Source organism: Palleronia salina, from assembly GCF_900141995.1.
Lineage (GTDB): Bacteria > Pseudomonadota > Alphaproteobacteria > Rhodobacterales > Rhodobacteraceae > Palleronia > Palleronia salina.
The window spans coordinates 68,955-92,959 of sequence record NZ_FQZA01000005.1 but is presented as its reverse complement, the minus strand read 5'-3'; the positions used below and the strand labels follow the sequence as shown (position 1 = coordinate 92,959).

Here is a 24,005-nt window from a genome sequence, read left to right as displayed (position 1 = left end):
TCTTACTCCTTGTCCAGCTCCGCTATCCGGTCCGCGAAAGCGTCCAGAAGCCTGTGTTTCAGTATCTTTCCGGTGGCGGCGGCAGGCAGCTTCTTCACGATGAATATAGCAGATGGCCGCTTGTAGTTCGACAGACTGTCCGCGACGAAATCCCGCAGCGCGTCCGGGGTTACCGCGTCGTCCGCCGTTGTTTCGACGAAGGCCAGCACGTCCTCGTTGCCATCGCGTGCCCGGCCGACCACGGCCGACTGCACCACGGCGGGATGGTCGTTCAGCGCCGCTTCGACCTCGGGCGGGTAGACGTTGAAGCCCGAGCGGATGATCAGCTCTTTCACCCGGCCGACCACGTGCAGGTTGCCGCTTTCGTCGATCCGGCCCAGGTCGCCGGTCTTCAGCCAGCCATCGGCGTCGATGGTCTGTGCCGTCAGGTCCGGCGCGCGGTAATAGCCCTTCATCACGTGCGGCCCGCGGGTCAGGATCTCGCCCACGCCGTTCGCGTCGGGCGTGTCGATGGCGATCTCCAGACCTGGAAACGGCGGGCCGACGCTGATATCTGCCGTACCGATGGGGTTGCGCGTGCCGCACACGCCAGCGGTAGATTCGGTCATGCCGTAGCCGTTCTGCAGCGGCAGGCCATAGAACGCCTCGGCCTTGCGCTTCCATGCCGGGTCCAGCGGCGCGGCCCCGGACGAGACATAGCGCAGCTTGGCGTCCTTGAGGCTGTCGATGCCCAGCTCGGCGGTGTGCTTCATCAGAAGCGCGTGCATCTGCGGCACGGCGGGCAGCACGGTGGCCCCGTCGCGCAGCGCATCCAGCAGGGCCGCGGGGGTGAAGCGGGTTTCCAGCTGCACCTCTGCCCCGGTGATCGCCCCCGCCGTCAGCATCGACGCGATGCCGAACACGTGGGTCAGCGGCAGGGCGCCGTAGATCCGGTCGGACGGCACCATGTCGCGCAGATCGCGCGAGGCGGTGCCCGCGTAAACGAGGTTGTCATGGGTCAGCATCACGCCCTTGGGGTCGCCCGTGGTGCCCGTGGTATAAAGCAGGATGGCGACGTCCCCGTCCGTTTCGGCCTTGGCCCCGTCGTCCGTGGGCCCGAAGGCGACGCCGCCGAAGGATGTCTCGACCTCCGTCGCGCCCGCCGTTTCGGCATGACCGCGCGCGGCATCGCTGGCCTCGGTCGTGTAGGCGGTCACCCGGGGGGTGCAGTGCGCCGCGATCCGGCCGATCTCGGACGCCGTCATCCGCGCGTTGACCGGCACGGCCCAGGCCCCGAGGCGCGACGCCCCGAAGATCAGCGCCGGGATCACCGCGCAGTTCTCGGCCACGATCATCACGCGGTCCCCGGCCCCCACGCCGCGCGCCGACAACAGCTCGGCCGCCTCGCGGCTGGCGGCGGCGTAACCGGCGAAATCGAAGCGATAGCCCAGCGTGTCGCGCAGCGCGGGCGCCTGCGGGCTGGCCTTGGCGTGGGCGTCGATGATCTCGTGCAAGCGCGTCATGCGGTTCTCCGTTCGGGCCGCAGTCGCGCCAGCGCGACCTCGGCCTCGTGTTCCAGTTCGGCGACGATCTCGGCCAGCGGCTTGATGGCATCGGTCAGGCCCAGCGCCTGCCCCGCCGACAGCATCCCCCAGGACACGTCGCCGCTGGCATAGGCCTGCCGCCCGATCGTGCCCTTCACCAGCGGCATCAGCTGGTCGATCCCCCCCTCGGGGTTCTCGCGCTCCAGCCGCGCGACCTCTTTCGTCGTCTCGTTCTTCAGGGTGCGGATCGTGTTGCGCACCGTCTGCATGGTCAGGTCGGTGTCGCGCTCGGACGCATCGACCATGGCCTGCTTGTAGCCGGGATGCGCCGTCAGTTCCTCGCAGACCAGGAAGCGGGTCCCGATGGTCACGCCCGACGCGCCGGCGGCCAGCGCGGCGACGATCTGGCTGCCCGCGCCGATGCCGCCGCCGATGAGGAAGGGGATGTCCAGCCGTTCCTCGGCCAGCGCCATGTTCACCATGGACCCCACCAGGTCCATGCCCGGGTGGCCGCCGCATTCGGCGCCGACGATGGTCACCATGTCCACGCCGACGGACTGCGCCTTCACGGCGAAGCGGACCGACGGCACTTTGTGCAAAACGGTGATGCCGGCGTCCTTCAGCTGCGGGATGTAAGGCTCGGGGTTGCGGCCGGAGGTTTCGACCACACGCACGCCCGCATCCGCGATCTGCCGGAAGACATCCGCCGTCTTCTCGCCCGGCACCAGCTTGGGCAGCATCGAGACGTTCACGCCGAAGGGGTTCCCCTCGGCCATGTCGCGGCACTTGGCGATCTCGGCGTCCAGCGTGTCGGGGAAACTTGCGGCGGTGATGAACCCCATGATCCCGGCGCGCGCGCAGGCGCTGACATAGGCCGCGTCGCCCAGCCACATGAGCCCGCCCGCCACGATCGGCAGGCGCGTTCCGAAGGCGCGGGTGGCGGCGGTGTCGAAGACGGGATCGGTCATGCGCGCAGCTTCCGGTAATCGGGGCGCCGTTTTTCGAGGAAGGCCGCGATCCCCTCGCCCGCCTCGGGCGAGCCCTGCGCGTAGGCCATGGCGTCGCGTTCGCGGTCCAACTGCGCGTCGAGCGTCGCGGCGCGGCCATCCGTCAGCAGCCGCTTGATCGCGCGCTGGGTGTCCTGCGGCCCGTCGGACAGGCGCGCGGCAAGGCCCAACGCTGTTTCCAGCGCTTCGCCCGCCTCGCTCATGGCGGTGAGGGCGCCGATCGCCTCCAGCCGTTCGGCCTCCAAATGCTCGCCCAGCAGCATCAGCCGCGCCAGCAGCGGCGGCGGGATCACGGCCGCCGCGCTGTGGGTCAGGCCGCCATCGGGCACCAGACCGGCCTTCACGTAGGCCATGGTGAACTTCGCGCCCCGCGCCGCCACCAGCATGTCGCAGGCAAAGGCGATCGAGACACCGGCCCCCGCCGCGCCGCCCTCGACCGCGGCGATCACGGGCGCCGGGCAGGCCCGCAGGTCGCGGATGACGTTGTGCAGGGTCTCGATCTTCTCGCGCCGCTCGGGCGCGGACAGGTCGCGGCGGGTGCGCAACGTGTTCAGGTCACCCCCCGCGCAGAAGAAATCTCCCTCGCCCGCCAGCACCAGCGCGGCGATGCCCGGCTCGGCCGCCCACTGGCAGGCCTCGCGCAGCGTCGCGTAGTAGTCGGGCGTCAGCGCGTTGCGCCGGGACGCGTTGGCGTTCCAGGCGATCAGGACGTCCCCGCGCTGTTCGATCCGTGCGGTCATCCCTGCGCCTTCTTCATGACCTTGAAGGCGCCCGACCCGGTGGCGATCAGCGTGCCGTCATCGCGGCGCAGCTCGCCCTCGATGAACTTCACCGACCGGCCACCGCCCACCACGCGCCCCGTCGCGGTCAGCGTGTCGCCGACCTGCGCCGAGGCGATGAAATTCGTGGTCATCGAGATCGTGACCATCGGGTGCAGGCCGCTGTCGTCCACCGTCAGAGATCCCGCCGCGCCCATGGCGTTGTCCAGCATCACCGCCGCGAGCCCACCGTGGAACGCGCCGTGCCGGTTGGTATGCCGGGCGTCCAGCGTCAGGCGGCAGCGGGCGCACCCGTCGCCCCCCGAGACGTCCAGCACGTAGCCGATAGTGCGCTGGGTCCCGGTCTCGTCGGTGATGATGCCGGGCGTGCTCATGCCGCCGCGCGCATCCGGGCGAAGCGGCCCAGGTGATAGGTGCTGTCGCCGAAGCGGTGATCGGCCATGGTCAGGCGCCGGGCGATATGCGCCAGGTCGTATTCCTGGGTCATGCCGATGCCGCCATGCATCTGGATCGATTCCTCGACCACCAGCTTGGCGACCTTGCCGATCAGCTGTTTCGTGGCCGACACGTGCAGCTCGCGCGTGTCGCGGTCGGATTCGAGGTGGCCGCACAGGTTGATGACGGCCGAGCGGGCCTGCTCGATCTCGACCAGCATGTCGGCCATGCGGAACTGTAGCGCCTGGAACTTGCCGATGGGGCGGCCGAACTGCGTGCGCTGCTTGAGGTAGTCGGCGGTCAGCTTGCGGCAGGCCTCCATCAGGCCCAGCGCCTCGGCCGACAGGGCCGCCGTGGCGCGCGCGGTCGCCCATTCGATATCGGCGTAGGCATCGCCCTCGCCGCCCAGCAGCTCGGCCGTCACGCCGTCCAGGGCCAGCTCGGCCGCGTGCCCGCCCGCCATGGTGCGGTAATCGCGGATATCGAGACCCTCGGCATCCGCGTCCACGAGGAACAGCGACAGCCCGTCCTCGTCGGCGACGTCACCACTGGTGCGGGCCGACACGACGATCTTGCCCGCCTGCCCGGCCGCGGGCACGACCGCCTTGCGCCCGGTCAGGGTGTAGCTGTCCCCGTCGCGCTTGGCCTCGGTCGCGACGCGGCTGAGGTCGTAGCGGCTGCCGGGCTCGCCATGGGCGAAGGCCAGCATCGTGGACCCCGCGATCACGTCCTCGATCAACGCCTTCTGCGCGTCGCTGCCGCGGCGCGCGATCAGCCCGCCCGCGGGAACGATCTCCAGCAGCGGCTCGGTCGCACCGGCGCGGCCCAGTTCCTCGAAGACGACGCTCAGGTCGAAGCCCGCGCCGCCGAAACCGCCGTCATCCTCGGTGAACAGGGCACCGATGACGCCCATCTGGGCCAGCCCGTCCCAGGCCTCTTGCGAATAGCCGGTGTCGCCCTCGGCCACCGCCTCGCGCGCCTTCTTGTCCAGCGTATCGGCCAGGAAACGGCGCAGGCCGTCCTGCAGCATCTGGCGTTCTTCTGTCAGGTCGAATTTCATGGCTCAGAGCTCCAGGATGGCTTTCGAGATGATGGTCTTCTGCACCTCGTTCGAGCCGCCGTAGATCGACAGCTTGCGGTTGTTGAAATAGGTCGCGGCGGCCGGCAGCGCGTAGTCGGGGCCCACGGGCTCGACATTGCTGCCCGGCTCCAGCGCCTCGGAGACGAACGGCATGGCGTAGGGGCCCACGGCCTCGCGCGTCAGCGCGTTGATCTCCTGCCGGATGACGGTGCCTTTGATCTTCAGCATGGACGACTCCGCGCCCGGGGCCTGGCCCTCGGCGGCGGCCGAGACCACGCGAAGGTTGGTCGTGGCCATCGCCATCAGCGCGATCTCGACCTCGGCCACCTTCGCGGCGAACAGCGGATCCTCGATCAGCGGGCGGCCGTGGCTGTGTTCCAGCCGGGCGATACGCTTGAGGTTCTCCAGCGCGGCATTGGCAAAGCCGACGCCCGCGATATTCGTCCGCTCGTGGGTCAGCAGGTACTTGGCGTAGGTCCAGCCCTTGTTCTCTTCGCCCACCAGGTTCTCGACCGGCACGCGCACGTCCTTGAACCAGACCTCGTTCACCTCGGCCCCGCCGTCGATCAGCACGATCGGCCGAACCTCGACGCCCGGGTCGTTCATGTCGATCAGCAGGAAGCTGATCCCCTCCTGCGGCTTGCCCTCTTTCGAGGTCCGCACGAGGCAGAAGATCATGTTGGCGTGCTGGCCCAGCGTGGTCCACGTCTTCTGGCCGTTGACGACGTAGTGGTCGCCGTCGCGCTTGGCTTCGCATTTCAGGCTGGCCAGGTCCGATCCGGCGCCCGGCTCGGAATAGCCCTGGCACCACCAGTCATCGCCGTTGAGGATGCGCGGCAGCCAGTAGTCCTTCTGGTCCTCGCTGCCGAACTGCTGCAGCACGGGGCCCAGCATGTTGATCCCGAAGGGCACGATCCGGGGGGCATGGGCGGCTGTCGTCTCTTCCTCGAAGATATGGCGCTGCACGGCGTCCCAACCGGTGCCGCCGTATTTCTTCGGCCAGTTGCCGGCCAGCCAGCCACGCTCGTTCAGGATCGCGTGCCATTCCTCGTGGTCTTCCTTCGTCAGCTCGTGGCGCAGGCGCACCTTGTCCGACAGCCGCTCGGGAAGCTTCTCGTCCAGGAACGCCCGCACCTCGGCGCGGAAGGCGTTCTGCTCATCGGTATAGCTCAGGTCCATCGCGATGTTCCTTTCTCAATAAATCTCGAACAGGCCCGCGGCGCCCTGGCCGCCGCCGATGCACATGGTGACAACGCCCAGCTTGGCGCCCCGGCGCCGGCCCTCGTGCAGGATGTGTCCCGCCATGCGCGCGCCGGTCATGCCGAACGGGTGGCCGACCGAGATCGAGCCGCCGTTGACGTTCAGGATATCGTTGTCGATGCCCAGCGTGTCGCGGCAGTACAGAAGCTGCGAGGCGAAGGCCTCGTTCAGCTCCCACAGGTCGATGTCTTCGACCGACAGGCCCTGGCGTTCCAGAAGGCGCGGCACGGCATAGACCGGCCCGATGCCCATCTCGTCCGGCTCGCACCCCGCGACGGCGAAGCCGCGGAAGGCGCCCAAGGGCTCGAGCCCCGCGCGCTCGGCCTCCTTGCGATCCATCATGACCAGCGCGGCAGCGCCGTCCGACAGCTGGCTGGCGTTGCCGGCGGTGATGTATTTCCCCTCGCCGCGCACGGGTTGCAGGCCCTTCAGGGCCTCTAGCGTCGTGGAGGGGCGGTTGCATTCGTCCATCTCCAGCGTGACCTCTTCGTGGGTCACCTCGCCGGTTTCCTTGTTCTTCACGGCCTTCGTCGTCTTGATGCCCGCCAGCTCGGCGTCGAAGCGGCCCGCCTTCTGGGCCTCGGCGGTGCGCATCTGGGACTGGTAGCCCAGCTCGTCCTGAGCATCGCGGCTGATGTCATAGCGGTCGGCCACGATGTCGGCGGTGTCGATCATCGGCAGGTAGAGGTCGGGCTTGTGCTCCATGATCCAGTCGTTCGGCGCCTCGTCGGGGGGCGGCTGCACGCCCGAGATCGACTCGACCCCGCCGACCAGGACGGCCTTGGCGCCCTCGGCCCCGATCATGTGGCCCCCCATGGCGATGGCCTGAAGACCCGACGCGCAAAAGCGGTTCACGGTCGTGCCCGCGACCGACACCGGCAGGCCCGCCCGGATCACCGCCTGGCGGGCGATGTTGCGGCCCGTGACCCCTTGGGGATAGCCGCAACCCCAGATGCTGTCCTCGATCAGCGCGGGATCGATGCCCGCGCGCGTGACGGCGTGGTGGGTCGCGTGACCGGCCAGGTCGACGCCGTGGGTGATGTTGAACGCGCCCCGGTGGGCCTTGCCGATGGGGGTGCGCGCGACGGAGACGATTACGGCGTCAGTCATTGTTCATACTTTCGAAATTGCGGCCCTCGGCGGCCAGGGTGTCGATCAGGGCGGCGGGCGACCAGAAGCCGCTGCCATCCTCGTAGGCGTTCAGCCGGTCGCGGATCGTGGCGATCCCGGTCATGTCGGCGTATTTCATCGGCCCGCCGCGATAGCGCGGGAAGCCGTAGCCCATGAGCTTCACCACATCGATGTCCAGCGGCCGCAGCGCGATGCCGTCTTCCAGGATGCGCGCGCCCTCGTTCACCATCGCGGCCATGTAGCGCTCGACGATCTCGTCATCGGTGAAATCACGCGGGATGACGCCCTGCGCGGCGCGCTCCTTGGCGATCAGATCCAGCACCTCGGGATCCTCGCGGCCCTTTGGGCTTTCGTCGTCGTAGATATAGAAACCACGCCCAGTCTTGCGGCCGAGACGGTCCATTCCGTAAAGGTCGTCGGCCCATTGCGGGTAGACCACGCCGGTCTGTTTGCCCTTCCGCTGGCGCGTCATGTAACCGATGTCGATCCCCGCCAGGTCGGCCACCTTCATCGGCCCCATGGCGAAGCCGAACTGCTCGAGCGCGCGGTCGATCTGGTAGGGCGATGCCCCGTGCAGGATCATCCAGTCGGCCGCGCTGCGATAGTGGCTGAGCATCCGGTTGCCGATGAACCCGTCGCAGACACCCGCGCGCACGCTGACCTTGCCCAGCCGCTTGCCCAGGGCAAACGCCGTGGCGGTCACGTCGGTGCCGGTCACGTCGGCCACCACGACTTCCAGCAGTTTCATCACGTGGGCGGGGCTGAAGAAATGCAGGCCGATCACGTCGGCGGGCCGCGACGTGGCCTGCGCGATCTCGTTGATGTCCAGATAGGACGTGTTGGTCGCCAGCACCGCGCCCGGCTTGGCGACCGCATCGAGTTGGGTGAACACGTCTTTCTTGACGTCCAGCGACTCGAACACGGCTTCGATGATGACATCGGCGTCCTTCAGCTCGCCGTAATCGGTCGTGGTGGTGACGGTCGCCAGCGCCGCGTCGCGCTTGGCGTCGCTCATCTTGCCGCGTTTGACCGCGCCCGCGAGGTTCGACTCGATCGTGGCGCGGGCCTTGTCGGCGGCCTCGGGCTTCATCTCGACCAGCGTGACGGGCAATCCGGCCAGCAGCGCCGCGGTGGCGATGCCCGAGCCCATGGTGCCGCCGCCGACGACGCCGATGGCCTGCACGTCACGCGGGGTGGCGTCCTTCAGGCCGGGCACGCGGGCGACCTTGCGCTCGATGAAGAAGGCGTGGATCAGGCCCTCGCGCTGGGGGGTGTCGATCAGCTCGTTGAACAGGCGCCGTTCCTCGGCCAGCCCGTCGGGCAGGTCCATCTCGGTGGCGGCCTTCACGGCCTTCGTCGCCTGCATCTGCGCCACCTGGCCCGGGAACTTGCGACGCAAGTTCTGCTCCCACGTGTCCCAGCCATCGGCGGGCGCGGCCGGACGCGGCAGGCCCGAGACGGGGCGCGGCGCGGCGCCTTCGGCCAGCAGCTCGCGGGCATAGGCCACGCCCTCGGCCCGCGCGGCCTCGGCGCCCTTGCCCTCGCCCACGCGGTCGATCAGCCCGCTCTCGCGCGCCGCCTCGGGCGCCACTGGCTTGCCCGAGGTGATCATCTCGAGCGCGGCGTCGGTCCCGACCACGCGCGGCGCACGCTGGGTGCCGCCCGCGCCGGGCAGGATGCCCAGCGAAACCTCGGGCAGGCCCAGCTTGGTGCCGGGCAGCGCGAGGCGATAGTGGCAGCCCAGCGCGACTTCGAGCCCGCCGCCCAGCGCGGCGCCGTGGATCGACGCGACCACGGGCTTGGGACAGTCCTCGATCAGCGTGCAGATCTCGGGCAGCCACGGGTCCTGCGGCGGCTTGCCGAACTCGCTCACGTCCGCGCCGCCCAAGAACAGCCGCCCGGCGCCGCAGATCACGGCGATACGCGCGGTCTCATCGGCGGCGAACCGGTCGACGCAGTCCTTCAGCGCGGCACGGGTGGTATGGCCCAGCGCGTTCACCGGCGGGTTGTCCACGGTGATGACCGCGATCTCGTCGTCCAGGTCGTAGGTGACGGGTGTGCTCATGGTTCCTCCTGTTCGGTCGTGGGACGGCGCGCGCTCAGCCCGGCAGGGGCGAGGGCGGCATGCCCAGTCGTTGTTCCAGTTCCTTCACGGCGACCCGCAGGGCCGGGCCCACCTCGGTCTCCATCCGCTCCACCGGCAGGTCCACGGGCAGCGCACCGCAGGTGAAGACCACCGGCCCGCCGATGTCGCGCGGCTGGAACGGGGTCGACACGGCGTGGATGTTGCCGCTGAAATACTGCGCCGGTTCGGTGATGACGAAGCCGCGGGCGAACATCTGGTCGCGGGAGTCGGCGCGGATCTCGCGCGCGATGGCCAGGTCCAAGCCCCGGTCGCCGTCGACCTCGGACACCAGCTCGGGCAGCGCGTCCTCGGACGTGGCACCGATCAGACAATGCCCCGAGGACGTGCCCCGGAACGGCAGGCGGTGGCCGACCTCGAGCCAGATCGACGACCGGTCGACGGGGCGAAAGGTCTTGGCCAGCAGAACCTTGTTCGTGTCACGCATGGCCAGCAGCGCGAGGGTGCCCGTCTCGTCCGCCAGCCGCTGCATGATGGGCGCGCAGATGTCGATGAAGCTGATAGATGCGCCCGCCACGTTGCCCAGCGCCAGCAGCGCGGGACCGGGGCGGTACCGGTCGCGCAGCCGGCCGTGGGTCAGGTAGCCCAGCGATTGCAGCGTGAAGGTCAGCCGCGACACGGTGGACTTGGGCAGGCCCGTCCGCTCGGCGATCTCGGCGTTGCTCAGCCCGTCATCCGAGGGGCGGAAGGCGCGCAGGACGCTCAGGCCACGGGCCAGCGTCGTGGCGAAACGGCGATCGGCGTGGGACGATTGGTCGGTCATCACATGCTCCCCGGAATGGCCAGGCTCAGCCACGGCACCGCCATGATGATGATCAGGACAATCACGTCTATGCTCAGGAACCGCAGGATGCCCGAGAAGATTCGGTCGATGGGCACGGACGGCCCCACGACGGACGAGATGACGAAGACGTTCAGGCCCACGGGCGGGGTGATCAGGCCGATTTCCAGCAGCTTGATGACCACGACACCGAACCAGATCAGGTCGAAGCCGTAGGTCTCGATCAGCGGGATCATCAGCGGCAGGGTCAGCACCATGATCCCGATCGGGTCGAGGAACATGCCCAGCAACAGGTAAATCCCGGCGATTGCGGCCATCAGCACCACGGGGCTGAGCTCGGCATCGGTCACCGCCTGCACGATGTCGGGCGCCACGCCGGTCAGCGCGATGAAGGCCACGAAGATCTTGGCGCCCGCCGCGATCAGGAAGATCGATGTCGTCTGGATGCAGGTCTCGCGCAGCGCCTCCCACAGCCCACGCAGCGTCAGCTTGCGCTGGATGAAACCGATCGCGACGGCCAGCGAGACCGAGATCGCGGCAGCCTCGGTCGCGGTGAAGAACCCGCCGTAGATGCCGCCGACGATGATGACGAACAGGGCCACGGCGGGCCAGGCGGCGATCGCGGCGCTGCGCCGCTCGGAGGCCGTGATCTCGCCGGTATAGGCGGGCGCATCGCCGGGCTTCTGCTTCACCCAGATCCAGATGACCAGGAGGAAGCCCGCCAGGCTCAGCAGCCCCGGCAGGACACCGGCGAGGAACAGCGCGCTGATCGAGGTCTCGGTGAAAATGCCATAGATGATGAACAGCACCGATGGCGGGATCAGGCTGCCCAGCGTGCCGCCCGCCGCGACCGAGGCCGTCGCCAGCCGCTTGTCGTAGCCCATCGACAGCATTTCGGGCGAACAGATCCGCCCCATGGTCGAGGCGCAGGCGATGGACGACCCGGTGATGGCCGAGAAGCCGCCGCAGCCCACGACGCTGGCCATGGCGACGCCGCCGGGCACCTTGGCCAGCCAGACGCGCGCGGCATGGTAGATCGCGGTCGTGATCTCGGCGCGATAGGCGATGTGGCCCAGCGCGACGAAGAGCGGGATCATCGACAGATCGTAGCTGTGGATCAGGTCGAACGAGTTCGAGAAGACCAGCGACGAGGTCGGGCGATACGCTCGTTCGGGCGCGAAGGCACCGGTGCGGAACGCGAAAATGACGAAGGTGCCGACGGTCGCGACACCCGCCAGCGCGAAGGCGATGGGCACGCGAATGGCCAGCAGGCCGATGACGCTGGCGAAGGCGACGATGCCGATCAGGGTTCCGTCCATGGATCAGGCCTCGTCTTCGACATGGGCGGGGCCGCCATCGATATGGCCTCCCGCGCGGATGGTGGCGATGTCGCGCCAGACGGTGATGGCCAGCCGCACCCAGCAGACCGCGACACCCAGGAAGAACAGCGCCCGGCCCGGCCATTTCGGCAGTGAAAGCTGGCCGAAGAAGAACGACCCCGACGACCAGTTGCCGGCCAGTTCGTGCCAGCCCGCCCACATCAGAGGCAGCAGCGCAAAGAGCCCGACGATCGAGCCGAACACCACCAGCCAATCCTGCGCGCGGCGCGGGAAGTGCTGGGTCAGCACCTCGACCACGATATTTGCGCGGGCGGTGACCACGGCGGCCAGCGGCAGGACGATGGCGGCCACCATCAGCTCGCGCACCATGACGACGGTGTCGGGGATGCCGGAATTGGCGAACACCCGCAGGCAGACGCTGATCGTGATCAGTGCGCCCAGCCCCACCACGGCGATGGCGGCCAGGTCCAGGAACAGCTTTTCGATGCGGGTCAGCATGGGCTGCGCTCCGTGCGGTCGAAAGGTTGAAGGTGGGTGTGGCGGCGCGGGGCCACCGGGTCGTGATCCCGCGCCCGGCCAGGTTCGGGGCCCCGCGTCACCGCCGGGCCCCGGATGTCACGCCTCAGCGCTCCCAGGGATAGCCCTGCTCGTCGCGCTCGGCCGTGTACTTGTCGATCAGCCCGCGATACTCGGTCAGCAGCGCCGAGCCATCCAGGCCGGCGGCATTGGCCTGCTCGACCCACTCGTCGATATAGGTGCTGCCCTTCTCGACCAGCTTGGCACGCTCTTCCTCGGGCAGTTCGATGATCTCGACCCCCGCTTCGCGCATGGTCTCGACGGCCGCTTCGTTGTCGGCATTGATCAGCTCGCCCAGCGTGTCGGCCATGCCCATGCCGGCTTCGGCCAGGGCGTCCTGGTGCTCGGCGGACAGGCTGTCGTACATGTCCTTGTTCATGAAGATGCCCAGCGCACCGACCTGCCCCCAGTTCAGCAGGGTGTAGCTGTCCATGACCTCCTGCTGCTTCAGCGCGGCAATGGCATAGCTGTAGCCCTGCGAGCAGTCGATCAGGCCCGTATCGAGACCCTGGTAAGCGTCGTAGATCGACATGCTGACGAGGTTCGCGCCGTAATCGGCGAAGGTCTTGCCGTAGGCGCCGACACCGCGGACCTTCAGGCCCTCGATGTCGTCGGCCGTGCGGATGGCCGCGTCCTTGCAGCCGATGTGGACGGCCGAGGTCGTGTAGGTGCCGATATAGACCAGGTTCATGTCGGCCAGGTTCTGCTGGATGGCGTCCGAGCTGCGCATCAGCTCGTCCGTGGCGCGCATGCCGACCCAGGCGTCGGGGTTGTTGATGGGCAGGTCGGCGATGCCGTAGGCGACCATTTCCTGGGGGAAGTACACCGCGATGATCGTGCCCGCGTCGGCCACGCCATCGGCGATCCCGCTCAGCGCGGCGCCGGCCTTGAACAGCGCGCCACCCCACTGGATGTCGAACTGCAGATCGCCCCCGGTGGTCTCGGCCACCTGCTCGGCGAACCAGTTGGTGGCCTCGGCGCGGGCGCCGCGATTCGGGCCGGCTTCGCCGTAGAACAGCGTGGTCTGCGCCTGGGCCAGGCCGGTCGTGGCGGCCAGCGTGGCGGCAACCGCAGCGGTGCGGAGCATCTTGGACATTTGTGAACCTCCCTAGTTTCACTATGCAGAATTATATTTTGCATAGCAAAACTAGCAGCGCGACGCGCAGGAACGCAACCCGCTTCCGATCACGACAGCGGGAACGGGCCGAAGGCGGGGCGGACAGCCGTCAGCTGTCCGCCAGCGCCTCGCTCAGCATGTGGGCGATGGTCTTGCGCGTGTCGGGGCCGGTGCCGGCGACCAGCACGGCGCCCGGGTCCGTCAGCTCGTAGGGCGCGCCGGAGAGCGCGCCGCCGTCCCCGCCCGCCTCGGCCAGCGCCAGCATCCCGGCGGCGTGATCCCAGGGCTTGGACTGCGCGGCGACCATGAAATCCGCGTGTCCGGTCAGAAGGATACGGTATTCGTGGCACGAACAGCGCAGGTTGCTCATCCGGCCCACCTGCGGCCACAGCGCGGCCAGTTTCGGGTGCCGGTCCGCCGGGAAGTTGTAGATCGGCAGGTACCCGGTCTGCGCGGTGATGTCCCGCTCGGAGCGGACACGCAGCGTGCGCCGCTGGTCCCCGCGCTGGAACCACGCGCCGCCGCCCCGCCTTGCCGCGACCCAGTCGTCGCAGACCGGGTCGTACAGGACGCCGAACTCGGTCCGCCCATCCACCGCCACGGCGAGAATCATCCCGAAACTGGCGTTGCCATGGGCGTAGTTCGCCGTGCCGTCGATCGGGTCGATGATGACGCTGAGCCCCGGCGCCGACAGGCGGTCGAGGACCCCGGCATCGTCCGACACCGCTTCTTCGCCGACCACGTGGGCGCCGGGCAGGATCTGCCCCACCGCGCGGGTCAGCTGATCCTCGGCGGCGCGGTCGGCCACGGTGACCAGGTCCTCGGGGCCGGTCTTGGTATCGACCTCGCCCGCGCCCAGGTTGCGGAAACGCGGCAGGACCTGGTCGCGCGCGGCCTCGCGCAGCGCGTCGATCAGGGCGGTCTGGGTGCGGGCGTCGATCATTCAGCTGCCCCGGTAGGTCGAGTAGCCGTAGGGCGACAGCAGCAGCGGCACGTGGTAGTGCGCGGCCTCGGACATGGTGAACCGCACCGGCACGTCGCCCAGGAAACCGGTATCGTCCAGGTAGCCGCCCGCGCGGAACACCAGCTCGTAAGCCCCGGTGGCGAAATCGGCCTCGGGCAGGATCGGCCCGTCGGTGCGGCCGTCTTCATTCGTGACCTTGCGAGCGATTTCCGCGCGCGCGCCGTTTTCGAGGCGATACAGCACGATTTCCAGGCCCGCCGCCGGGCGACCCTTCGCCGTGTCCAGCACATGTGTTGTCAAATAGCCCGGCATCTGTCTCTCCTGCAGTGGAAACGCCCCACCTGTTTAGGGGCGGACCGGCCGGGCACAAGGGACGAACGCCACCATGACAAGATATCCCCGCGACATGCGCGGCCACGGGCCCAATCCGCCGGATCCGCAATGGCCCGGCGGCGCGAAGATCGCGGTCCAGATCGTGCTGAACTACGAGGAAGGCGGCGAGAACAACATCCTGCACGGCGACGCCGCATCCGAGGCTTTCCTGTCCGAGATCGTGGGCGCCGCGGCCTGGCCGGGGCAGCGGCACTGGAACATGGAGTCGATCTATGAGTACGGCGCGCGCGCCGGGTTCTGGCGGCTGCATCGCTTGATGGGGGATCTGCCGATCACCGCCTACGGTGTCGCGTCGGCGCTGGCCCGCAGTCCCGAACAGGTGGCAGCCATGAAGGACGCGGGCTGGGAGATCGCCAGCCACGGTCTGAAATGGATCGAGTACAAGGACCACACGCCGGAGGCCGAGGCCGCCGAGATGGCCGAGGCGATCCGCCTGCATACCGAGGTGACGGGCAGCCCCCCGCGCGGCTGGTATACCGGGCGCTGTTCCATGCAGACCGTGGCGCTTGCCGCGCGCACCGGGTCGTTCGACTACGTGGCCGACAGCTATGCCGACGACCTGCCCTACTGGGTCGAGTTCGACGGTCGCGCCCAGCTGGTGGTGCCCTACACGCTCGACGCCAACGACATGCGCTTCGCCACGCCGCAAGGGTTCAATTCCGGCGACCAGTTCGAAGCCTACCTGCGCGACAGCTTCGACTGTCTTTACGCCGAGGGCGAATCCGGCGCGCCGAAGATGATGTCGGTGGGCCTGCATTGCCGCCTGATCGGGCGACCGGGGCGGGTCATGGCGCTGAAGCGGTTCCTGGAGCACGCGCAGGCCCATGACGGCGTCTGGTTCGCCACGCGCCAGCAGATCGCCGAACATTGGGCGAAGACGCATCCGCACACGGCGCGGAAGCGGCCCAGCCTGATGTCCGAGGAGGATTTCGTCGCGACCTTCGGCGGCATCTTCGAGCATTCGGACTGGGTCGCCCGACGCGCCTGGCGGCTGGAGCTCGGGGCCGCCCACGACAGCGCGGCGGGGCTGGCCAGCGCGCTGGCCCGCGCGTTCCGCGCCGCGTCGCACGACGAACGGCTGGGCGTGCTGCGCGCTCACCCCGATCTCGCCGGCAAGCTGGCCGCGGCGAAACGCCTGACCGCCGACAGCACGTCCGAGCAGGCCAGCGCAGGGCTCGACGCGCTGACGGATGCCGAGCGGGCGCGCTTCACCGAACTGAACGACGCCTACACCGCCAAGCACGGCTTCCCGTTCATCATCGCCGTGCGCGACCACGACAAGGCGGGCATCCTCGCCGCCTTCGAGCGGCGGGTCGAGAATGACACCGGGACCGAGTTCGCCGAAGCCTGCCGCCAGGTGGAGCGCATCGCCGAACTGCGGCTGCGCGAGGCGCTGACATGAGGGCCGCAAGAGCCGTCGCGGGGCGCCGGCCATGACCGAGGTGATCGCGCGCGCCCTGACCGCCGCGGCCTTCGCTTCGTTCGGCGACGTGCTGGACTGCGCGGACGATCCCGACAAGATCATCAACCAGGGGCTTTGCGGGCGCTACCACGACCGCGCCCGGCTGGATTTCGGCGACGGCCGCGCAGGGATCAGCCTGTTCAACGCCGAGCCGCGCAGCCTGCCCTACAAGCTCGACCTGCTCGAACGGCATCCAGAGGGCTCGCAGGCCTTCATCCCGATGTCGCACCAGCCGTTCCTGGTGATCGTCGCCGAGGATGCGGGCGACCGCCCCGGCACGGTCCATGCCTTTCTCACCGCGCCGGGACAAGCCATCAACCTGCTGCGCGGCACGTGGCACGGGGTTCTGACGCCGCTGCACGCGCCGGGGCTTTTTGCCGTGGTCGACCGCATCGGATCGGGCGCGAACCTGGAAGAGCACCCGCTGGCCCAGCCGGTGCGCATCGTGGCGGGCTAGGTGCGGGGCGCGCCATGCCGGCTTCGCGCCCTCGGATGACGTTGGATAAGGTATTTTAGGAAAGATGAAGCGAGGGGCTATCGCGCCGTTGGCGTGCGGAGCAGCGAGCGTTGAGGTCTCATCGAAGAAGCGGTGCCTGAACGGGATCCGGACGATGCCGAGGCACTCGCCAACGCAAAGATCGTGGTCCAATCGTCCCGCGTCGGCTGCGTCGCCTTCCGCCCCCTACCTCTGTGCACCCGAGAGCAGCCGCAGCTCGGCGTGGCGGTTCACGTCCTTGTAGAGCAGGTAGCGGAACATGCCCGGCCCCTGGGCATAACAGGCCTGCGGGCAGAAGGCGCGCAGCCAGAGGTAGTCGCCGGCCTCGACCTCGATCCAGTCCTCGTTCAGTCGATAGACGGCCTTGCCCTCCAGGACGTAAAGCCCGTGCTCCATCACGTGGGTTTCCATGAAGGGTATCATCGCGCCCGGGTCGAAGCTGACGATGTTCACGTGCATGTCGTGGCGCAGGTCATCTGGGTCGGCAAAGCGCGTCGTGCTCCAGTGCCCGTCGGTCTTGGGCATGGCCAGCGGCTTCACGCGATCCTCGTGGGTGACGAAGCTTTCCGGCTGATCGAGCCCCTCGACCGGCTGGTAGAGCTTGCGGATCCAGTGAAAGCGCAGCGCCTCGCGATCGCCCGCGAAAAGCGACCACCTGGTCCCCGGCGCGATGTAGACATACGAGCCTTCGCGCATGGTGTGGCTTTGCCCCTCGACGGTCAGCCGCCCGGTGCCCGAGGTGAAGAACAGCACCGCCTCGGCCTGCGGCTCGTCCTCGGGGCGATCGGAGCCTCCGCCCGGCGAGACCCGCATGAGGTAATGCGAGAACGTCTCGGAAAAGCCGGTCATCGGGCGCGCGATCACCCAGAGCTGCGTATCGCGCCAGAACGGCAGCCGCGACGTGGTGATGTCCTGCAGGACGCCGTGGGGGATGACGGCATAGGCGGTGGTGAACACCGACCGGTCGATGACCTTCTTCTCCTGGCCCAGGTGGCCGCCCGCGGGCGTGAAGTACTTGCGTTTGATTCCGTCGCTCATTGTCTCACGCGCCTCCGGTCGCGCCGCGATACCAGTCGCGGATGGCGCGGCGCCCGTCCTCGTCCAGGTTGGTGATGTTTCCGGGCGGCATCGCGTGGGTGACGCCCGATTGCAGGAAGATGCGCCGCGCCTCGCCCGCGACGTCGGCCTCGGTCTCCAGCACGACGCCCTTGGGGGCCCAGCGGATGCCTGGCCAGACAGGCTCGCGCGCGTGGCACATGGAGCAGCGGCCGACCACGGTCTGGTGCACGGTGCCAAACCCGTCGGCCGCGGCGAATTGGCGGGCCATGGCGGTCATCGCCTGGTCTTCGGGCGCGTCGTCCCGGTATAGCGGCGCGGTCGAAAGCCAGGCCAGGATGATGAACAGCACGACCGTGACCGCCCAGGTCCAGGTCGGGTTGCCGGTCCCCGCGTGGCGCGAATTAAAATAGTGCCGGATCGACACCCCGATCAGGAACACCAGCGCCGCGATGATCCACGCGTTCTCGGTCGCGAAGGCCAGCGGATAGTGGTTCGACAGCATCAGGAAGATGACCGGCAGCGTCAGGTAGTTGTTGTGGGTCGAGCGCAGCTTGGCGATCTGCCCGTATTTCGGGTCCGGCGTGCGCCCGGCCTTGAGGTCGGCGACCACGATCCGCTGGTTCGGCATGATGACCATGGCGACATTGGCCGTCATGATCGTCGCGGTCATGGCGCCCAGGTGCAGCAGCGCGGCGCGCCCGGTGAACACCTGGTTCAGCAGCCACGACGCCACCACGATCCCGGCGAAGAGCACCAGCATCACCAGCGTGGGCCGCGATTTCAGCGGCGAGCGGCAGAGCGCGTCGTAACCGATCCAGCCCACCGCGATGAACGCGACCGACAGCGCGATGGCCTGCCAGGTCGCGAGGTCCGCCTTGCCGGGATCGATCATGTAAAGCTCGGCACCGGCCCAGTAGAGCACGGCCAGCAGCGCGGCGCCCGACAGCCAGGTCGAGTAGCTTTCCCATTTGAACCAGGTCAGGTGCTCGGGCATCGCCTCGGGCGCGACCAGGTACTTGCGGATGTGGTAGAAGCCGCCGCCATGCACCTGCCATTCCTCGCCATGGGCGCCGGGCGGCAGGTCGGGCGCCTTGCGCAGGCCCAGGTCCAGCGCGATGAAGTAGAAGGACGAGCCGATCCAGGCGATGGCCGTGATGACGTGCAGCCAGCGCACGGCAAAGGCCAGCCAGTCCCACATGACGGCAAAGTCATACATCGCGAAATCCCGGAAAAACGGCGTCGCCCGGTTTTGAGAGATTTCGGCGGGCCGGTCAATGGCCGCGCCCTGGCCACGCGGCTATCCCAGGCCCCCCTCGGAGATGACCAGTTGCTTGGGCAGCCGGATCTCGAATGTCGTGCCCTCGGGGCCGGTGTCGAGCAGGCCCAGCGTGCCGCCATGCCCACGCACCAGTTCGGCGGCGATCACCAGGCCCAGCCCGGATCCGCCCTTGGTCACGCCGCCCTGGAAGGGGCGGAACAGGTTCTCCTGCGCGCGGGCGGGCAGGCCCGGCCCCGTGTCGCGCACGTGGATGACCCAGGCCGCGTCCTCGTCCCGGCCGGCAACGCAGATCTCGCCGCCCTTGCCGCTGGCCTGCAGGGCCTGGCGGGCGTTGCGGACCAGGTTCGCGATGACGCGGAACAGCTGTTCGGGATCGGCCCGCACCACCATGGCCGGTGACACGTCCTCGGCGAACGAGATGGCGGCGTCGCCCGCCGCCAGCCGTTCGCCGTCGATGACATCTGCGACCACGCCCGACAGCGGCACGAGGCTCAGCGCCGGGGGCGGCTCGTCGGCGCGGCCGAAGGCCAGCACACCCTCGCAGATCGACACCGCCCGGCGGATCGAGTTCAGCAGCTTCGGCACCATCCGCGCGACGGTGGGGTCCTTGGACATCTCGATCCGGTCGGCGAACAGCTGGGACGTGGTCAGCACGTTGCGCAGGTCGTGGCTCACCTTGGCGACACCGCTGCCCAGCTGCGCCAGCCGTTCCTTCTGCCGCAGGGCGCCGGTCAGCTGGGTCTGTAACGATTGCAGCGCCTCCTCAGCGGCGCGCAGCTCGCGCACGCCGGCGGAGGGTTCGATGATCCGGCGGGCATCCTCGGGGGCCTGGCTATAGCTCTGCATGGCCGCCACCACGCCCTGGATCGGCACCACCAGGAACCGGCGCACGGCGAGGAACAGCAGCAGCGCGGTCACGATCGAGATCACCGCCGACAGCACCAGCACCCGCAGCCCGTACTCGATCATCGCCTGTCTCAGCGGCGCAGTGGCCATCGTGACCTCGATCAGCTCGCCCCCTTCACGGACCGGGTCGCCGATCACCCGCACGATGCTGTCGCCCGGGCGAACCAGCGTCATCATGGCATCGCGGATCAGCGTCCAGGGACCGGGATCGCGCAGGTCGTAGGTGGCGACGATGGGGCTGGGAATGTCCGAGCTGAGCATCAGCTGCCGGATCTGGTCGCGCCGCAGCACCACGTTGAAGACGCCCGCGTTCTGCAACAGCTCGGCCTCGAGCGCGGGGTCGATCATGTCGTCGGCCAGCAGGGCGAGCGAGGCGATCTGCGCGCGTTCCAGCCGGGCATCCAGGTAATCGGCCCGGAACCGCGCCACCGAGGGCACGAAGATGAAGACCTCGGCCAGCATCACGAACACCACGGTCAGGATCAGGAACCGTCCTGAAAGGGTGCTCATCATTCTTGGCGCGTCCTCGGGGCGTCAGGGCAGGTACTTCTGGATCAATCCTACGGCGGTTTTGACCGATGCACTATCAAACAGTTTGGGCGAGAAATAGGTTCCGGCGACCCGCTTGTTGATCTCGTTCAGCGTGGGATACGGCAGAACGGTGTTGGCGATGGCGCTCATCTTCTGGCCGTTGGCGATGGCCATGGCCCACATGGCGATCAGCTCGCCCGCCTGGTCTCCCACGATGCTGGCGCCCTTGGGCTTGCCATGGGCCACCAGCACCTTGACGAACCCCTTCGTCTTGCCTTCGGCCACGGCGCGGTCGATCTCGTCGTAGTTGAAGCGCACGACCTGCAGGCTGCCACCGAATTTCTCGCGCGCCTGCGCCTCGGTCAGGCCCACATGCGCCAGCTCGGGCGCGGTGTAGGTGACCCACGGGATATGGTCCTGCCGGGCCTTGGCCCAGCTCATGCCCAGCACGGCCGAGCGCACGACGATGCCCGCGTGGTAGCCCGCGACATGGGTGAACTGCATCCGGCCCGCGGCGTCGCCGACGACATAGACCCGCTTGTTGGTCTTCGACCGCAGGTCGTCGCCCACCACCACGGCGCGGTCGTGTTTCACGCCCGCCGCGTCCAGGTTCAGCCGGTCGAGATTGACCTTGCGCCCCACCGCGACCAGCAGGTGGCTTCCGGTGTGACTGCCGCCCTCGGTCTCGACGGTCACGCTGCCGTCGCCGCCGGTGATGCGCTTGGCCTGCTGGCCCTCGACGATCTGGACGCCTTCGGATTGCAGCTGTCCGATGACAACCTCGGCCAGTTCGCGGTCGTCGTTGCCCAGCGCCTTGGCCCCCTCGATCACCGTGACCTTGCTGCCGAGGCGTGCGTGCGCCTGCGCCATCTCCATGCCGATGGGGCCGCCGCCTATGATCAGCAGGTGGTCGGGCCGTTCCCGCAGGTCGAAGATCGTCTCGTTCGTGAAATACGGCACGTCCTCGATCCCGTCGATGGGCGGCACGAACGGCCCCGACCCCGTAGCGATGACGAAGCGGCGCGCGGTGATCTCGCGCTCGCCCGCCACAACCGTGCGCTTGTCCTTGAAGCTTGCCCAGTCACGGATGACCCGCACGCCGAAGCCCTCGAACCGCTCCTGGCTGTCGACGGGCGCGATGGTGTCGATCACGCTGGCCACATGGTCCTTGGCCGCCGCGTAATCCACCTGCGGCGTCACCGGCGCGACACCAAGGCCCGCGCCCTGCCCCATGGCATGGGCCTGCTTGGCCGCGGCCAGCAGCGATTTCGACGGCACGCAGCCGTAGTTCAGGCAGTCGCCGCCCATCTTGTGGCCCTCGATCAGGACGACGTCAGCGCCCATCTGGCTGGCCCCCGCCGCCACCGACAGCCCGCCCGAGCCGGCGCCGATGACGCAGATGTCGCACGTGATCTTTTCCATCGCTCAAATTCCTTTCTTGCCGCGCACGGCTTTCAGAATGATGGGCAGCGCGGCCAGAAGGCACAGGCCCAGGATCGGCAGCAGGATATGCGGCTCGAAGATGATGCCAAGGTTCGGCGTCTCGCCCCGGGCGAAAACCTCGCCCAGGCCCGCGCCGACCGAGGTGTAGACCACCGCCCCCGGGATGATGCCGAAGAAGGTCGTCACCGCGAATTTCCACAGCGCGACCCCCACGAAGGCGGGCACGAGGTTCGCCACGAAGAACGGGACGGCCGGGACCAGCCGGATCAGGAACAGGATCGACCACTCGTTCTCGTCGATGCCCTGCTTGATGCGCGACACCATCCCGTCCGAGGCATCCATCCGCGCCGCCAGCCGGTCGCCCAGCCCCCAGCGCGCCGCCAGGAAGATGCAGATCGCGCCCAGCGTGGCGCCTGTGACATTGAACAGCGCGCCGGGGAAGGTCGAGAACAGGAACCCGCCCGTCAGCGTCGCGATGGTCGCCCCGGGCAGCGAGAAGGCGACAATGGCCACGTAGGCCGCGATGAAAACCAGCACGGTCGCCAGGTAATTCGCGTCGCGGAAAGCGATCAGCGCCTCGCGATTCTCGGACAGCGTCTCGAAGCTCAGGTAGTCGCGCAGGGTGAAGGCGCCAACCAGGGCCACGACCGCGATCGCGATGATCGGAAGGCGCCGCACCCATTTCGATCGGCTGTCGTCTTCGGTCTGGCTGGCCATGGTCTGTCCTCTCGGGCTGGGGCGCTCGCGTCCCTTATCTGCGGCGGTCATGGCTCCGCGCCAGCCCCGTCACGCCGGATTGACACACCCGTGTCCGAAAGCCTCGGGCGGGACCGCGTTCTGAAACATTGGAGTGGCGGATTGTAACATGCCCGCCGGTTGACAGGCGGTGGGACGGCGCTTAAACGGCGGGCTTCGAGATGTTCGCGCGCAGAATCCTGCCGCACCGCACCTGATGGAGAGACGCGATGAAACGCACCTTCCAGCCTTCGAACCTGGTTCGCAAGCACCGCCACGGTTTCCGTGCGCGCATGGCCACCAAGGCCGGCCGCAAGATCCTGAACGCGCGCCGCGCCAAGGGCCGCAAGTCGCTCAGCGCCTGAGCTCTTTCGCCGTGACAGCCTTTCCGCCCGCCTCGGATCCCTCCGCAGGCGGGTTGGATGCTTTGGACACACCCGAGATCACCCGCCTGAAGACCCGCGCCGATTTCCTGCGCGCCGCGCGGGCGCAGGTGGTGCGGCTCCCGGCCTTCATGCTCCAAGCCCGGCGGCGCGATGACGGCGACGCGGCGATTCGCGTCGGGTTCACCTGCTCCAAGAAGGTCGGCAACGCCGTGGCCCGCAACCGGGCCAAGCGGCGCCTGCGCGAGATCGCGCGCCTCACCCTGCCGGACCACGGCCGGCCGGGCTGGGATTACGTCCTGATCGGTCGGCGCGACGTCACCGCCGGGGCCGATTTCGACCGGATGCGCAGCGACCTCGCCCGCGCGATGGACAAGCTGCACCGATGACCCCGCTGGCGCGCGTGCTCTCCTGGCCGGTGCTGGCCTATCGCGCGACATTCTCGTCCTGGGTCGGCTTCAACTGCCGCTATCACCCGACCTGCTCGGCCTACGCGCTCGAGGCGCTGGAAAAGCACGGCGGCCTTCGCGGCGGCTGGCTGGCGCTGCGGCGCATCGCCCGGTGCCACCCGTTTGGCGGCTCAGGCATCGACAACGTGCCCTAGAAGGGCTCAGCGGTCCGGCACGACCAGCGGCGTCCGCAACGCGTGATCGCCAAGGTCGGCGAAGGCCCGGTCCGGATCCGCCCGGGCATAGGCGCGCGCGCCGAACGCCCTGAGCCCCAGGTAGATCGCCCAGCGCCGCCAGGCGCGCACCCGCGCCGCCTCCATCGCCAGGCGCATGACCTCGTCCGCGAACAGCCTGTCGCGCTCTTGCGGCACGCGTCCCGGCAAGAAGGACCAGGCGACATAAAGGTAGTCGTGGATGATCGCCGCCTCCAGCCACGGCCCCACTCGGCCCACCAGCCAACGCAACCCCGGCGGCACCGATGTCAGGTCGGTCACCAGCCCGTGCGGCGCGGTCATCACGTGGCGCCGGCCATCCACGCGGACGGCGCAGTCGAAATCATGCTGCAGCACGTAGTCGCCATCCTCGCCCAGCCGGTCGATCAGGTTCGCGACGGGCCGGATCAGGCTCAGCGGCGACAGGTACTCGAAATCGCTGACGCGGTGCCAATCGGCCGGATACGGATCGACGGGACGCGGCGGGGCGGCACGAAGCTGCATGGCGATCTCCTCTGGG

25 protein-coding genes are annotated in these 24,005 nt (G+C 68.6%); 5 read left to right on the top strand and 20 right to left on the bottom strand.

All coding sequences use genetic code 11. From position 1 onward, the window contains the following. Positions 1-2: 2 nt before the first annotated feature. The 14 genes from BUB76_RS09200 to uraH all read right to left on the bottom strand — a co-directional run bounded on the left by BUB76_RS09200 (position 3) and on the right by uraH (position 14,449). Positions 3-1,502, bottom strand: coding sequence for a class I adenylate-forming enzyme family protein (locus tag BUB76_RS09200; RefSeq protein WP_073128486.1), 1,500 nt, complete (start codon positions 1,500-1,502; stop codon positions 3-5). Beyond that, the gene (locus BUB76_RS09195) at positions 1,499-2,491 is read right to left on the bottom strand and encodes an NAD(P)H-dependent flavin oxidoreductase (RefSeq protein WP_073128485.1); all 993 of its coding nucleotides are present in this window, start codon (positions 2,489-2,491) and stop codon (positions 1,499-1,501) included. The genes BUB76_RS09200 and BUB76_RS09195 overlap by 4 nt, the downstream gene beginning before the upstream one ends. Beyond that, positions 2,488-3,270 (bottom strand): oxepin-CoA hydrolase, alternative type, encoded by a 783-nt coding sequence (locus tag BUB76_RS09190; protein ID WP_073128484.1) that lies wholly within the window; start codon positions 3,268-3,270, stop codon positions 2,488-2,490. The genes BUB76_RS09195 and BUB76_RS09190 overlap by 4 nt, the downstream gene beginning before the upstream one ends. Beyond that, positions 3,267-3,683: a PaaI family thioesterase gene (locus BUB76_RS09185; RefSeq protein WP_073128483.1), complete on the bottom strand. Its 417-nt coding sequence runs from the start codon at positions 3,681-3,683 to the stop codon at positions 3,267-3,269. Before BUB76_RS09185 ends, BUB76_RS09190 begins: the two co-directional genes overlap by 4 nt. Then, a complete protein-coding gene (locus tag BUB76_RS09180) occupies positions 3,680-4,804 on the bottom strand; it encodes an acyl-CoA dehydrogenase family protein (protein WP_073128482.1) in 1,125 nt (374 codons plus the stop codon). Before BUB76_RS09180 ends, BUB76_RS09185 begins: the two co-directional genes overlap by 4 nt. 3 nt (positions 4,805-4,807) lie before the next feature. Next, positions 4,808-6,004: an acyl-CoA dehydrogenase family protein gene (locus BUB76_RS09175; RefSeq protein WP_073128481.1), complete on the bottom strand. Its 1,197-nt coding sequence runs from the start codon at positions 6,002-6,004 to the stop codon at positions 4,808-4,810. Between the two features lie 15 nt (positions 6,005-6,019). Next, positions 6,020-7,195 (bottom strand): acetyl-CoA C-acyltransferase, encoded by a 1,176-nt coding sequence (locus BUB76_RS09170; protein ID WP_073128480.1) that lies wholly within the window; start codon positions 7,193-7,195, stop codon positions 6,020-6,022. After that, a complete protein-coding gene (locus BUB76_RS09165) occupies positions 7,188-9,281 on the bottom strand; it encodes a 3-hydroxyacyl-CoA dehydrogenase NAD-binding domain-containing protein (RefSeq protein ID WP_073128479.1) in 2,094 nt (697 codons plus the stop codon). Before BUB76_RS09165 ends, BUB76_RS09170 begins: the two co-directional genes overlap by 8 nt. A gap of 34 nt (positions 9,282-9,315) precedes the next feature. Then, complete coding sequence (locus BUB76_RS09160) at positions 9,316-10,122, bottom strand: IclR family transcriptional regulator (protein WP_073128478.1); 807 nt, start codon at positions 10,120-10,122, stop codon at positions 9,316-9,318. Further along, complete coding sequence (locus tag BUB76_RS09155; protein WP_073128477.1) at positions 10,122-11,459, bottom strand: TRAP transporter large permease; 1,338 nt, start codon at positions 11,457-11,459, stop codon at positions 10,122-10,124. The genes BUB76_RS09160 and BUB76_RS09155 overlap by 1 nt, the downstream gene beginning before the upstream one ends. A gap of 3 nt (positions 11,460-11,462) precedes the next feature. Then, on the bottom strand, positions 11,463-11,978 hold the full coding sequence (locus tag BUB76_RS09150) for a TRAP transporter small permease (protein WP_073128476.1): 516 nt from the start codon (positions 11,976-11,978) through the stop codon (positions 11,463-11,465). Between the two features lie 124 nt (positions 11,979-12,102). Continuing rightward, positions 12,103-13,152, bottom strand: coding sequence for a C4-dicarboxylate TRAP transporter substrate-binding protein (locus BUB76_RS09145; RefSeq protein WP_073128475.1), 1,050 nt, complete (start codon positions 13,150-13,152; stop codon positions 12,103-12,105). A 130-nt stretch (positions 13,153-13,282) separates the two neighbouring features. Further along, positions 13,283-14,116 carry an inositol monophosphatase family protein gene (locus BUB76_RS09140; protein ID WP_073128474.1) on the bottom strand — a complete coding sequence of 278 codons (834 nt, stop codon included), beginning with the start codon at positions 14,114-14,116 and terminating at the stop codon, positions 13,283-13,285. Beyond that, entirely contained in the window at positions 14,117-14,449 is a 333-nt protein-coding gene (gene uraH, locus BUB76_RS09135; RefSeq protein ID WP_073128473.1) for a hydroxyisourate hydrolase, read from the bottom strand. A 73-nt stretch (positions 14,450-14,522) separates the two neighbouring features. Here uraH and puuE point away from each other — a divergent pair, with 73 nt between their 5' ends. Both puuE and BUB76_RS09125 read left to right on the top strand, forming a co-directional pair. Further along, positions 14,523-15,932, top strand: coding sequence for an allantoinase PuuE (gene puuE, locus BUB76_RS09130; RefSeq protein ID WP_073128472.1), 1,410 nt, complete (start codon positions 14,523-14,525; stop codon positions 15,930-15,932). A gap of 31 nt (positions 15,933-15,963) precedes the next feature. Next, the gene (locus BUB76_RS09125; protein ID WP_073128471.1) at positions 15,964-16,449 is read left to right on the top strand and encodes an ureidoglycolate lyase; all 486 of its coding nucleotides are present in this window, start codon (positions 15,964-15,966) and stop codon (positions 16,447-16,449) included. 225 nt (positions 16,450-16,674) lie between these two features. Here the strand turns inward: BUB76_RS09125 and BUB76_RS09120 are convergent, their stop codons facing one another. From BUB76_RS09120 to BUB76_RS09100, 5 genes are all read right to left on the bottom strand, one after another. Next, a complete protein-coding gene (locus tag BUB76_RS09120) occupies positions 16,675-17,526 on the bottom strand; it encodes a bifunctional allantoicase/(S)-ureidoglycine aminohydrolase (protein WP_073128470.1) in 852 nt (283 codons plus the stop codon). A 4-nt stretch (positions 17,527-17,530) separates the two neighbouring features. Beyond that, on the bottom strand, positions 17,531-18,763 hold the full coding sequence (locus tag BUB76_RS09115; RefSeq protein ID WP_073128468.1) for a urate hydroxylase PuuD: 1,233 nt from the start codon (positions 18,761-18,763) through the stop codon (positions 17,531-17,533). 81 nt (positions 18,764-18,844) lie between these two features. Next, entirely contained in the window at positions 18,845-20,245 is a 1,401-nt protein-coding gene (locus tag BUB76_RS09110) for a sensor histidine kinase (protein WP_073128467.1), read from the bottom strand. Between the two features lie 21 nt (positions 20,246-20,266). After that, positions 20,267-21,685, bottom strand: coding sequence for a dihydrolipoyl dehydrogenase family protein (locus BUB76_RS09105; protein ID WP_073128465.1), 1,419 nt, complete (start codon positions 21,683-21,685; stop codon positions 20,267-20,269). A 3-nt stretch (positions 21,686-21,688) separates the two neighbouring features. Continuing rightward, entirely contained in the window at positions 21,689-22,423 is a 735-nt protein-coding gene (locus BUB76_RS09100; RefSeq protein WP_073128464.1) for a TVP38/TMEM64 family protein, read from the bottom strand. A gap of 248 nt (positions 22,424-22,671) precedes the next feature. Here BUB76_RS09100 and rpmH point away from each other — a divergent pair, with 248 nt between their 5' ends. Genes rpmH through yidD form a run of 3 tightly spaced genes read left to right on the top strand, consistent with a single transcriptional unit; the run spans position 22,672 to position 23,428 of the window. Beyond that, a complete protein-coding gene (gene rpmH / locus BUB76_RS09095) occupies positions 22,672-22,806 on the top strand; it encodes a 50S ribosomal protein L34 (protein WP_073128462.1) in 135 nt (44 codons plus the stop codon). A gap of 11 nt (positions 22,807-22,817) precedes the next feature. After that, positions 22,818-23,213 carry a ribonuclease P protein component gene (gene rnpA / locus BUB76_RS09090; RefSeq protein ID WP_084140607.1) on the top strand — a complete coding sequence of 132 codons (396 nt, stop codon included), beginning with the start codon at positions 22,818-22,820 and terminating at the stop codon, positions 23,211-23,213. Further along, on the top strand, positions 23,210-23,428 hold the full coding sequence (gene yidD / locus BUB76_RS09085; RefSeq protein ID WP_073128460.1) for a membrane protein insertion efficiency factor YidD: 219 nt from the start codon (positions 23,210-23,212) through the stop codon (positions 23,426-23,428). The genes rnpA and yidD overlap by 4 nt, the downstream gene beginning before the upstream one ends. 6 nt (positions 23,429-23,434) lie before the next feature. On the opposite strand, the gene BUB76_RS09080 is transcribed toward yidD, so the two are convergent. Further along, complete coding sequence (locus BUB76_RS09080; protein WP_073128459.1) at positions 23,435-23,989, bottom strand: DUF1353 domain-containing protein; 555 nt, start codon at positions 23,987-23,989, stop codon at positions 23,435-23,437. Positions 23,990-24,005: the final 16 nt, after the last annotated feature.

Bases quoted from the DNA above. Each gene is read 5' to 3' on its own strand.
- BUB76_RS09105 (WP_073128465.1), bottom strand. From the start codon at position 21,685: ATGGAAAAGATCACGTGCGACATCTGCGTCATCGGCGCCGGCTCGGGC.
- BUB76_RS09160 (WP_073128478.1), bottom strand. From the start codon at position 10,122: ATGACCGACCAATCGTCCCACGCCGATCGCCGTTTCGCCACGACGCTG.
- yidD (WP_073128460.1), top strand. From the start codon at position 23,210: ATGACCCCGCTGGCGCGCGTGCTCTCCTGGCCGGTGCTGGCCTATCGC.
- BUB76_RS09195 (WP_073128485.1), bottom strand. From the start codon at position 2,491: ATGACCGATCCCGTCTTCGACACCGCCGCCACCCGCGCCTTCGGAACG.
- BUB76_RS09125 (WP_073128471.1), top strand. From the start codon at position 15,964: ATGACCGAGGTGATCGCGCGCGCCCTGACCGCCGCGGCCTTCGCTTCG.
- BUB76_RS09120 (WP_073128470.1), bottom strand. From the start codon at position 17,526: ATGAGCGACGGAATCAAACGCAAGTACTTCACGCCCGCGGGCGGCCAC.
- BUB76_RS09170 (WP_073128480.1), bottom strand. From the start codon at position 7,195: ATGACTGACGCCGTAATCGTCTCCGTCGCGCGCACCCCCATCGGCAAG.
- BUB76_RS09080 (WP_073128459.1), bottom strand. From the start codon at position 23,989: ATGCAGCTTCGTGCCGCCCCGCCGCGTCCCGTCGATCCGTATCCGGCC.
- BUB76_RS09200 (WP_073128486.1), bottom strand. From the start codon at position 1,502: ATGACGCGCTTGCACGAGATCATCGACGCCCACGCCAAGGCCAGCCCG.
- BUB76_RS09145 (WP_073128475.1), bottom strand. From the start codon at position 13,152: ATGTCCAAGATGCTCCGCACCGCTGCGGTTGCCGCCACGCTGGCCGCC.
- rpmH (WP_073128462.1), top strand. From the start codon at position 22,672: ATGAAACGCACCTTCCAGCCTTCGAACCTGGTTCGCAAGCACCGCCAC.
- BUB76_RS09110 (WP_073128467.1), bottom strand. From the start codon at position 20,245: ATGATGAGCACCCTTTCAGGACGGTTCCTGATCCTGACCGTGGTGTTC.
- BUB76_RS09190 (WP_073128484.1), bottom strand. From the start codon at position 3,270: ATGACCGCACGGATCGAACAGCGCGGGGACGTCCTGATCGCCTGGAAC.
- uraH (WP_073128473.1), bottom strand. From the start codon at position 14,449: ATGCCGGGCTATTTGACAACACATGTGCTGGACACGGCGAAGGGTCGC.
- BUB76_RS09140 (WP_073128474.1), bottom strand. From the start codon at position 14,116: ATGATCGACGCCCGCACCCAGACCGCCCTGATCGACGCGCTGCGCGAG.
- BUB76_RS09180 (WP_073128482.1), bottom strand. From the start codon at position 4,804: ATGAAATTCGACCTGACAGAAGAACGCCAGATGCTGCAGGACGGCCTG.
- BUB76_RS09165 (WP_073128479.1), bottom strand. From the start codon at position 9,281: ATGAGCACACCCGTCACCTACGACCTGGACGACGAGATCGCGGTCATC.
- BUB76_RS09155 (WP_073128477.1), bottom strand. From the start codon at position 11,459: ATGGACGGAACCCTGATCGGCATCGTCGCCTTCGCCAGCGTCATCGGC.
- BUB76_RS09100 (WP_073128464.1), bottom strand. From the start codon at position 22,423: ATGGCCAGCCAGACCGAAGACGACAGCCGATCGAAATGGGTGCGGCGC.
- BUB76_RS09115 (WP_073128468.1), bottom strand. From the start codon at position 18,763: ATGTATGACTTTGCCGTCATGTGGGACTGGCTGGCCTTTGCCGTGCGC.
- BUB76_RS09175 (WP_073128481.1), bottom strand. From the start codon at position 6,004: ATGGACCTGAGCTATACCGATGAGCAGAACGCCTTCCGCGCCGAGGTG.
- puuE (WP_073128472.1), top strand. From the start codon at position 14,523: ATGACAAGATATCCCCGCGACATGCGCGGCCACGGGCCCAATCCGCCG.
- BUB76_RS09150 (WP_073128476.1), bottom strand. From the start codon at position 11,978: ATGCTGACCCGCATCGAAAAGCTGTTCCTGGACCTGGCCGCCATCGCC.
- BUB76_RS09185 (WP_073128483.1), bottom strand. From the start codon at position 3,683: ATGAGCACGCCCGGCATCATCACCGACGAGACCGGGACCCAGCGCACT.